Annotated in this window: 12 protein-coding genes and 1 tRNA gene; 6 read left to right on the top strand and 7 right to left on the bottom strand. The window is 35.5% G+C overall.

Annotated elements, in window-relative coordinates; all coding sequences use genetic code 11:
• Window positions 1–25: 25 nt before the first annotated feature.
• Window positions 26–688: a porin family protein gene (locus tag AC6F75_RS04495; protein WP_500713752.1), complete on the bottom strand. Its 663-nt coding sequence runs from the start codon at window positions 686–688 to the stop codon at window positions 26–28.
• A 74-nt stretch (window positions 689–762) separates the two neighbouring features.
• On the opposite strand from AC6F75_RS04495, the gene AC6F75_RS04490 reads away from it, so the two are divergent.
• Window positions 763–1734: an SPFH domain-containing protein gene (locus AC6F75_RS04490; RefSeq protein ID WP_500713751.1), complete on the top strand. Its 972-nt coding sequence runs from the start codon at window positions 763–765 to the stop codon at window positions 1732–1734.
• A 45-nt stretch (window positions 1735–1779) separates the two neighbouring features.
• On the opposite strand, the gene AC6F75_RS04485 is transcribed toward AC6F75_RS04490, so the two are convergent.
• The 4 genes from AC6F75_RS04485 to AC6F75_RS04470 form a co-directional block, all read right to left on the bottom strand.
• Window positions 1780–2004 carry a DUF6327 family protein gene (locus AC6F75_RS04485; protein WP_500713750.1) on the bottom strand — a complete coding sequence of 75 codons (225 nt, stop codon included), beginning with the start codon at window positions 2002–2004 and terminating at the stop codon, window positions 1780–1782.
• Window positions 1997–2344, bottom strand: a complete 348-nt coding sequence (locus tag AC6F75_RS04480) for a phage holin family protein (protein ID WP_500713749.1) — start codon at window positions 2342–2344, stop codon at window positions 1997–1999. Before AC6F75_RS04480 ends, AC6F75_RS04485 begins: the two co-directional genes overlap by 8 nt.
• A gap of 37 nt (window positions 2345–2381) precedes the next feature.
• Window positions 2382–2714: a YtxH domain-containing protein gene (locus tag AC6F75_RS04475; RefSeq protein ID WP_500713748.1), complete on the bottom strand. Its 333-nt coding sequence runs from the start codon at window positions 2712–2714 to the stop codon at window positions 2382–2384.
• Between the two features lie 118 nt (window positions 2715–2832).
• Window positions 2833–4512 (bottom strand): glutamine--tRNA ligase/YqeY domain fusion protein, encoded by a 1680-nt coding sequence (locus tag AC6F75_RS04470; RefSeq protein WP_500713747.1) that lies wholly within the window; start codon window positions 4510–4512, stop codon window positions 2833–2835.
• Window positions 4513–4610: 98 nt separating this feature from the next.
• Here AC6F75_RS04470 and folB point away from each other — a divergent pair, with 98 nt between their 5' ends.
• Together folB and AC6F75_RS04460 are read left to right on the top strand one after the other, a co-directional pair.
• Complete coding sequence (gene folB, locus AC6F75_RS04465) at window positions 4611–4967, top strand: dihydroneopterin aldolase (RefSeq protein ID WP_500713746.1); 357 nt, start codon at window positions 4611–4613, stop codon at window positions 4965–4967.
• Between the two features lie 102 nt (window positions 4968–5069).
• Window positions 5070–5140: transfer RNA gene (locus AC6F75_RS04460), tRNA-Cys, on the top strand.
• A 45-nt stretch (window positions 5141–5185) separates the two neighbouring features.
• Here the strand turns inward: AC6F75_RS04460 and AC6F75_RS04455 are convergent.
• Together AC6F75_RS04455 and rnr are read right to left on the bottom strand one after the other, a co-directional pair.
• Window positions 5186–5872 carry a LysE family transporter gene (locus tag AC6F75_RS04455; RefSeq protein ID WP_500713745.1) on the bottom strand — a complete coding sequence of 229 codons (687 nt, stop codon included), beginning with the start codon at window positions 5870–5872 and terminating at the stop codon, window positions 5186–5188.
• A gap of 51 nt (window positions 5873–5923) precedes the next feature.
• On the bottom strand, window positions 5924–8125 hold the full coding sequence (rnr, locus tag AC6F75_RS04450; protein WP_500713744.1) for a ribonuclease R: 2202 nt from the start codon (window positions 8123–8125) through the stop codon (window positions 5924–5926).
• 112 nt (window positions 8126–8237) lie between these two features.
• Between rnr and AC6F75_RS04445 the strand changes: the two genes are divergently transcribed.
• The 3 genes from AC6F75_RS04445 to AC6F75_RS04435 all read left to right on the top strand — a co-directional run.
• Complete coding sequence (locus tag AC6F75_RS04445; RefSeq protein ID WP_500713743.1) at window positions 8238–8477, top strand: DUF2007 domain-containing protein; 240 nt, start codon at window positions 8238–8240, stop codon at window positions 8475–8477.
• A 516-nt stretch (window positions 8478–8993) separates the two neighbouring features.
• Window positions 8994–9425 carry a ribose 5-phosphate isomerase B gene (gene rpiB / locus AC6F75_RS04440; protein ID WP_500713742.1) on the top strand — a complete coding sequence of 144 codons (432 nt, stop codon included), beginning with the start codon at window positions 8994–8996 and terminating at the stop codon, window positions 9423–9425.
• A gap of 10 nt (window positions 9426–9435) precedes the next feature.
• Window positions 9436–9761: cation diffusion facilitator family transporter (locus tag AC6F75_RS04435; protein WP_500713741.1), on the top strand; the 326-nt coding region annotated here is incomplete at its 3' end.

Here is a 9761-nt window from a genome sequence, read left to right as displayed (position 1 = left end):
TTGAAAACGCCATCAAAACATTGGGTTAAAAATAGGCTGTAGCACCCACGGTTAATAGGCTGCTGTGTCCTTTAAAATTATTTTTCTCAAGGTTTTGGCTGTTTAGCTTATTCAACATGTTTGTTACTCCATATTGATACTGTCCAAAAAGTCTAATATTCTTAAACCCGACAGTTAAACCTCCGGCAAGATGAAAGTTTGCCATAGAAATATTTTCCATGTCAATTGCCCTTAAAGCGGTGTAGCCGTCAATAATATAATTTTCATAACGTTTATCTTCAAGGGTAAGCTTGCCGTTTATGTTTAAAATTGGTCCGGCCTCAATACTCAAGTGTTCCCTGATTATTTTATATCCCCATAACACCGAGATTTGTGCAGACTGAAGGTTGTAGTCTAAATCTCTTTTTTGACCACCAACCGGAGTGCTTGAAGCCGAAATTGCGGTTTTTGTATCATAAAAAGCAATACCATAAATCAGGTCGAAGTTGTTGTAAACATTCCCTCTCATCTGAAATCCAAACATATAGCTTTCCCTTTTATCTGTGGTAAAATCTGAGGTTTGAATTTTATAAGATGTAAGTCCTGCAGACACACCTATTACATTGAATTCTTTAAAGTTTTTTTGGGCTTTTACCTGAGCATTTACCGCTAAGATAAAAACACAAATAAGAGTGAGAATTTTTTTCAAAATCAATAATTTAAAATGCGTCCAAATGTAAACTTAATTTTCGTAAATTGAAGCTTCAAAAAAACCAAGAAATTATGACAAACATTTTTATTATTATAGGATTGGTCATCCTTTTTTTATTGATTATGGGGACCTTTTTTATGGTGAGACAACAAACGTCTGCGATAGTGGAACGCTTTGGAAAATTTACCAGCGTTAGGAGCTCAGGTTTACAGCTTAAAATTCCTTTGGTTGACCGGGTAGCCGGAAGAATCAACTTGAGGGTACAACAGCTTGACGTAATAGTAGAGACAAAAACAAAAGATGATGTTTTTGTTAAGCTTAAAGTATCAGTGCAGTTTAAAGTTATTGAAGACAATGTATACAATGCATTCTACAAGCTGGAATATCCACACGATCAAATCACCTCTTATATTTTTGATGTAGTGCGTGCTGAAGTGCCTAAACTAAGGCTGGATTACGTTTTTGAACGTAAGGACGACATCGCCAATGCCGTTAAAAAAGAGCTGAACGAAGCAATGACCCGCTACGGTTATGATATCATCAATACCCTAATCACAGATATTGATCCTGACCAGCAGGTGAAAAATGCCATGAACCGCATCAATGCCTCTGAACGCGAAAAGACTGCCGCAGAATTTGAAGCAGAAGCACTGCGTATTAAAATTGTAGCAAAAGCCCGTGCAGAAGCTGAAAGCAAGCGACTTCAAGGGCAAGGAATTGCGGATCAAAGACGTGAAATAGCACGTGGACTTGAAGAAAGTGTCAATGTTTTAAACAACGTTGGGATTAATTCCCAGGAGGCATCGGCGCTGATAGTTGTAACACAGCATTATGACACGCTGCAATCATTGGGAGAAGAAACAAATTCAAATTTGATTTTATTGCCCAACTCACCTCAGGCGGGTAGCGACATGCTTAACAATATGGTGGCTTCTTTCACTGCTTCAAACATGATTGGAGAACAAATGAAAAAGGACAAAACAGTTCAAAACAAAAAAGAAGGAGGGTCAAATCCTAAAAAACCAATGGAAAGAAATGAATAGAACATACAAAAAAGCCCGAAAATTTTCGGGCTTTTTTTTGATTGTTCATTTTCTGCCAAACGGTAGAAGTTTGTGTATTATCCTGCCATAAAGAATTTTCCTCACTAAGGATAAGCCTAAGTCAATAGCCAAATTGGTAGGCGAGACCGCGTCCTTTATCAAGGTCACGTTCTGTTTAATTTTCTCTTTATCAATCTGGGTCTGAAGTTTGTAAATTTCAAGTTCTCGATCAATTTCTTTAAACGAGCTGTATGATTTAATTTTAGTCATTAAAAAAGGTTTTAGAGGTGCTTCTTAATACTAATTTTTCCAGTTGTTTTTTTCCAAAAATCACAACCAAAATAAAAATAAAAACATAGAATCCTGCAACAACAAAAAACCCGTTGCTAATGTTTCCAATGCTTTCTCCTATGAGATAAGCTGCACCAAACGAAACAAAAAACAGAAACAAAAGAGCAATACCCCCCAACAAAGAAAGTCTTAGAACCGATACAAGCAACTTGGTGGTTTTTTTGTAGATATTGAGTGAATGGTAATCTATCGTGTTTTTAATGTAGGACTCTAGGTTTTCCTGAACATCTTCAACGTTGTCGGTTATTTTTTCAAACACTTTAAATGATTTTGGTTAGTATTAATAGTCCGTTAGCTTACTTCTTCTGTAACTTTGAGTTTTGCTTTCTCAAATCCTCTAGCTTTTCTTCCAATGCTTTCAAAACATCATCGGCTTTATAGCTTGCGTTAGAGATGGTGTCTTCAAGCTTCTCTTCGAAACTTAATCTCGCGGCACTGGCTTTTTGTCCTAAAGCATCAGTTGTTTCCTTTAATTTTTTTGAAAGTTCCTTTTGAGCCTTTTTAGCGCTTTTACTGATGTTATCTCTTGTTTTTGATCCTTTTTCAGGTGCATATAAAATTCCAATACCGGCTCCAATAGCTGCTCCGGTTAAAAGCGCTAGGAGTGTTTGTCCTGTGTTATTTGCCATAATTTTAAATTTTTAAATGTTATTAGATTTATTATACGACAAGATACAAAGAATACCACCGCCCCTTTGTTAATAACCGGTTAATAATTAATGGCTTAATCTTAAATATTTAACACTTTTAATCTCTCTTTGTTCCCCAGGAGTCGCGCAAGCCTACTGTTTTATTAAAAACCAGTTTGTTTGGAGAGCTTTCCTTGTCAACAGCAAAATAGCCTATGCGCTGAAACTGATATACTTCTTCGGACCCAGATTCAATTAGAGAGGGTTCTACATAACCTGTTGTGATCTGAAGTGAATCCGGGTTTATAAATTCCATAAAGTCTTTTTCTTTATTGGTGTCGGGAGAATCTACAAGAAAAAGGCGATCATAAGCCCTTATTTCTGCGGGAACTGCATGTTGAATAGAAACCCAGTGCAAAGTGCCTTTAACTTTGCGTTGTGAAGATTCCGTGCCACTTCCGCTCCGTGAATCGGGATCATAGGTACAATGAATTTCTGTAATATTTCCATCGGTGTCTTTAACCACGCTTTCCCCTTGAATGATATAGGCGTTTTTTAGACGCACCTCTTTACCAATTGAAAGCCTGAAGAATTTTCGGTTGGCTTCTTCTTTAAAGTCTTCCCTTTCAATATAAAGTTCACGGGAAAAGGGAACCTTTCTATTTCCTGCGCTTTCGTCCTCAGGATTGTTTTCGGCTTCAAGCCACTCTTCTTTACCTTCAGGATAATTAGTGATAACGAGTTTAACAGGATCTAAAACCGCCATTACTCTGGGAGCAACTTTGTTTAAATCTTCTCTAACACAAAATTCGAGGTGTGCTACATCCACAAGATTGTCCCTTTTTGCAATTCCAATACTGTTAGCAAAATTCCTGATGGAAGCAGGGGTATACCCTCTACGCCTCATACCTGAAATGGTGGGCATTCTGGGGTCGTCCCATCCTGAGACAACGCCATCCTGTACAAGACGCAACAGTTTACGCTTGCTAACAACCGTATGGCTGACGTTTCTTCGGGCAAATTCGCGTTGTTTAGGTCTTACTAAGGTTTCATCATATATCTGGTCTAAAAACCAGTCGTAAAGTTCTCTGTGTGGTAAAAATTCAAGAGTACACAATGAGTGTGAGACTTGTTCTACATAATCACTTTCGCCGTGGGCCCAGTCATACATCGGGTAAATGTGCCAACTATCGCCGGATCTGTGATGGTGTTTATGAAGCACACGGTACATCACAGGATCACGCATCAGCATATTGGTTGATGCCATATTGATTTTGGCGCGCAACACATGCTCACCCTCGCCCACTTCGCCATTTTTCATTTTTTCAAATAGAGCCAGGTTTTCTTCAACTGAGCGCTTTCTGAAGGGGCTTTCTTTCCCGGGTTCTGTTGGGGTGCCTTTTTGTTCGGCAATTTGCTGAGAGGATTGTGAATCTACATAGGCTTTTCCGCTCTTTATCAGAAGTACGGCCCATTCGTACATCTCTTGAAAATAATCAGATGCGTAACATTCTTTGTCCCACTTAAACCCTAGCCATTCTACATCTTTTTTGATAGCATCGACATACTCCTGTTCTTCTTTAGCCGGATTGGTATCGTCAAATCTCAAATTTACCGGTGCGTTGTATTTTAATCCCAGTCCAAAATTCAAACAAATGGATGTAGCATGCCCAATGTGTAAATAACCATTGGGTTCAGGCGGGAATCGAAAACGCAGTTTGTCTTTCGGGAAGCCGCTTTTTAAATCGTCTTCTATAATATGCTCAATAAAATTGAGTGATTTTTCTTCTGTGGACATAGTTTAAATTTGAAGCGCAAAGGTATTAAAATTATAAGTTTATGTTGACGTAAAGCAGTTGCAAGTTATATCTTTGTAATGAATTAAAAAGATTTGAATTGGGAATCATCCGTCTTAAAAAAATTAAAGTGTATGCCTTTCATGGTTGCCTGATAGAAGAGGGCCGTATTGGTTCTGAATATCTGGTAGATTTAAAAGTGAAGGCCAGCCTTGCAGAAGCCTCGAACACTGATGAACTAAGGGATACCGTTGATTATGTTCGCCTGAATAAGATTGTTAAGGAAGAAATGGCCGTGCGTTCAAAACTGCTCGAACATGTTGGGAAACGAATTATTGAAAGAATTTTCAGTGAGCTTTTATTGGTCAATGAAGTTAAGGTAAAAGTTTCAAAGGTCAACCCGCCCATTGGTGGCAATGTTGCCGAAGTGGTAGTAGTTATGAAAGCAAAACGCTAAATCGTTAATTTAGATAGTAATTGAATTTAAATTTTTTTACATTTGCTGACTCTTAGATAGAGATTCCCTCCCGATAGCTATCGGGATTCGCGGGTATTATTGGGCATCGTGGCCGAGGGGCTAGGCACCGGTCTGCAAAACCGACTACTCCGGTTCGAATCCGGACGATGCCTCAAAACAAAGTAAAGCTCCTTCAATAAAAATTGAAGGAGTTTTTTTTATATCGTTGGAATTCTCTTTTCGATTTGAGTTTCAAACGTTCCGTTAATTTGTTTTGGTAAAATGCCCTTGATTAACAACACGGCACCGGATACAATAATAATTATGCTTATAACCCTTTTGACACGATAAATTCTATAGGGAGTCAGTTTTTTGTTAAGTTTTTTAGCGGCCAGTATTTTGAAAATATCTATTACAAAATAGGTTGCTAAAATTGCTCCAAAAAAAGAAGTTATGCGTTTAGTGTCCATTTCTAATTGAGGCCCAAAAACGATTAATATCCCCAACCAAAACCCTAACACACCTATATTGATGAAATTGAGAAAAAAACCTTTAATAAAGAGTTCGATGTAATTGTTTTTTTTAATAATAACAATCGTAGGGTCATCCTGAAGTTGGTAGTTTTTCTTGTTTTTGATTAACGAAATAATCCCATAAGTAACTAAAAGCACGCCTCCAAAAATGAACAAGGCGGGATCATCTTTGATTTTTTCAAGCAATTGACTGGTACTGAAATAGGCAATAAAAATAAATACAATATCGGCAAAAATAACCCCAAGGTCTAACGCAATGGCAGCCCTTACTCCTTTAACCGCAGCTGTTTCAAGAAGAATAAAAAATACCGGACCAATTAAAAATGCAAGAAAAATTCCTAAAGGAATTGCAGCTATTAAATCTTCAATCATAGATTTTGTCTGTAAAACAAATGTAGCTATTATTGATTTATTTAAAAAAATCTATCTTTCAACTTCTGCCCTACTACCTATAAGTGTGAAATCGAGCTGTTTTTTTACCAAATCGGCTTGTTTTACTTTAACATAAACTTCATCGCCCAATTGATAAACTTTCTTATTTCGGCTACCAATAACCGCAAAATCTTCTCTGTTGAAAGTGTAATGGTCGTCACGAAGTTCGCGTAAACTCACCATGCCCTCACATTTGTTTTCAATAATTTCAACATAAATTCCCCATTCTGTTACTCCGGAAATAACCCCCAGGAAATCCTGTTCTTTATGATCAATCATATATTTCACCTGCATATACTTAATACTATCCCGTTCTGCACTGGATGCCAGGTTTTCCATATCGCTGGAATGGCGACATTTTTCTTCATACACTTCTTCTTTTTGAGAAGGCTTTCCATCGATATACATTTGTAGTAAACGATGTACCATTACATCAGGATAACGTCTTATGGGCGATGTAAAATGAGAATAATAATCAAATGCCAACCCATAATGACCAATATTTTGAGTGGAATATTCGGCCTTACTCATACTTCTGATAGCTAAAGTATCAATAAGGTTTTGTTCTTTTTTTCCTTTTACATCCACCAACAATTTATTTAATGAGGTATTGGTTGATTTTCTGTCCTTGGTGTTTATTTTGTAACCAAATTGCTTGATAATGCCGGATAGTGCGGCCAGTTTTTCATCATTGGGCTCATCATGAACCCTGTATATAAATGTTTTCTTCTGGGATTGTTTTCCAATAAATTCAGCCACCTTTTTATTAGCAAGCAACATAAATTCTTCAATGAGGTGATTGGTATCTTTACTTTCTTTAAAGTACACTCCAGTAGGGTTACTTTTATCATCCAAAATAAATTTTACTTCTACCTTATCAAAAGAAATGGCCCCGTTTTGCATGCGTCTTCTACGCATGCTTTTTGCAAGCTTATTTAATATTCTTATTGCTGCAACAACACTTTCTTTTGCATGGTAACTTTCTCCGGTAAGTGAAATATGTGGCGGTATTTCTCCTTTTCCTGTTTCAATAATGTGTTGAGCTTCTTCATAAGCAAAACGAGCATCACTGTAAGTCACTGTTCTTCCAAACCATTGTTTTTTTATATCTGCTTTTTCATTGATTTCAAAAACGGCTGAAAAGGTAAATTTTTCTTCATTGGGTCTGAGAGAACATGCAAAATTAGATAATACTTCAGGCAACATTGGTACCACCCTGTCAACAAGATAAACTGAAGTGGCCCGTTCATAAGCTTCGTCATCTAAAATGGTATCGGGTTGTACATAATGGGAAACATCGGCTATATGGATGCCTATTTCATAATTACCGTTTTCTAAAACCTGAAAACTTAATGCGTCATCAAAGTCTTTGGCATCTGCAGGGTCAATCGTGAAGGTTAGTACATCACGCATATCCCTGCGTTTTTTTATTTCATTTTCATCAATTGACGTATCTATACTTTTCGCAAATTTTTCAACTTCTTCCGGAAAATCATAAGGTAATCCATACTGTGCCAATATGGAATGTATTTCTGTATTGTGCTCTCCCGGTTTTCCTAACACTTTAATTATAGATCCGAAGGGTGAATCTGCTTTTTCAGGCCATTCATCAATTCTTACCAATACTTTATCGCCTTGTTGTGCTTTTCCAATTTTGTCTTTGGACACAAATATATCAGTATACATTTTGACTTCACTGGTGGCTACAAAAGCAAAATTTTTCTGTATATCAATTACTCCAACAAACTCCGTTTTATTTCTTTTAATAATGTTGGTTATCTCTCCTTCAAGCGTTGCATTTTTTCTTCTTTTGTAGATATATACTTCCACTTCGTCTCCATGAAATGCTTTGTTTATATTTTTACTGTTTACAAATACATCATCTTCAAGACCATCTACAATTACATAACCTTGACCCCTGGTGGTCATATCCAGTTTTCCTGTGTGATACTGATTGCCTTTTTTAATACGGTATTGACCCCTATCAGTTTCTTCAATTTGTTGTTTTCCCTGAAGATCTTTCAGTTGTTTGATTATTTGATTTCTGCTGCTTGCATCATCAAAACCCAGCTTAGCTGAAATTTGTTTGTAATTAAAAGTATTTGTTGGGTTTAACAGTAATATTTTTAAAATGCTTTCAGCGAGGTTGGGTATCTTATTATTGGAGTTTTTTCTTCTTTTCTTTGCAGACATGCAATACATTTTTATTTGTTGTTAAAATTACGCCATTCTTATGAAAATTAGTAGTTTTCAACGTAAAGTTTTCTTAAATTGGTGTTACATCAATTTTAAAAGAACCTATAGGATGAAAAATTTTGTTGTAGCAGCTGTGTTTACTTATTCTTATGAGTTTGCAGTTTTGAGGCTGATTCTCGAGCACAAATCTATTTCCCACTTTTTTCAAAACGAAACGATGTTAAATATTCTACCTTTCCATTCTCATGCCCTTGGCGGAATAAGACTCCTTGTTCATCCTGACGATCTTGACGAGGTTCTTCAAATTATTGACGATTTAAAATACAATAAAAATTTAAATAAAGTTTAGGTTATCAACAACATATAAAATAATTCATATTTTTATTTAAATTTTAAAAAAGAAATGGTGATGGTTATTGCTTGTTCATATGTGGAATAATTTTTTTTAGATTTGTTTTGAAATTAAGATATAAGCAACTTTCAACCCTTTATCAACAACTTATCTGAGTAAATTATAGCTGATTTTTAGCTGAGTATCTATTTCAATTAACAGTTGTCAACAACATAATTTAACTTATTTATTTTAATATTTTAATTGTTATTTTTTGTTGAAATAGGATTGTTTTTTGCTCATAAATATGATGTAAAAATGAATATATAAATTAGGTTAAGAAATAAATTTTTACATATTGAAAAATAGAATGACATCACCAACTTTAGTTTTAGATTTTAGAACACAATTTATAAACAATTCCCCTTAAGATATAATTAACTAAAAATTAATGACTTATAAATTAAAATTAACAAACCAAATTATAGTGGTTAATAAGCTTGGTTTTGTAATTTTGTATAAACAATAAACACAATGAAAATAGCAATTGGAAACGATCATGCCGGCACTGAATACAAATTTGCCATTCTTAATTATTTAGAAGAAAAAGGAATAGAAGTAATCAACCACGGAACCAACGAGGAAACAAGTGTTGATTACCCGGATTTTGTTCATCCGGTTGCAAAAGCCGTTGAAAATAAAGAAGTAGATTTTGGAATATTGCTTTGCGGAAGTGCGAATGGTGTGTCAATGACGGCAAATAAGTACAAAAATATTAGAGCTGCTCTATGCTGGAATAAAGAAATAGTAGAACTTTCCCGACAACACAACAATGCAAATATTCTTTGCATTCCTTCACGTTTTACTGCAAAAGCCCAGACGTTGGAAATGGTAAAAATTTTTTTAGAAACTCCTTTTGAAGGAGGAAGGCACCAAAGCAGAGTAGATAAGATTTCTTGTAAATAATTCTTCCCTTATGGGACATCAACATAACCACCATAAATCTGCACAGGTTAAGGGAACCAACCTTTTTATTTCCATATTATTAAATGTTTTAATTACCGTTGCCCAGGTAATTGGTGGTTTTGTTTCAGGTAGTTTAGCTTTATTGTCTGACGCACTTCATAATTTTACTGATGTACTCTCTCTATTAATAAGTTATATAGCGAATATACTTGCCAAACAAAAAGCTTCACCTAAACGCACCTTTGGTTATAAAAGAGCAGAAATTATTGCAGCTTTTGTAAATTCATCAGTACTTATTATAGTTGGTTTTATTCTCATTATTGAAGCAATTGAACG

It is taken from the genome of Planktosalinus sp., assembly GCF_059864935.1.
Note: the sequence above shows the minus strand (reverse complement) of the source record. Positions and strands in the feature narration are given on the sequence as shown.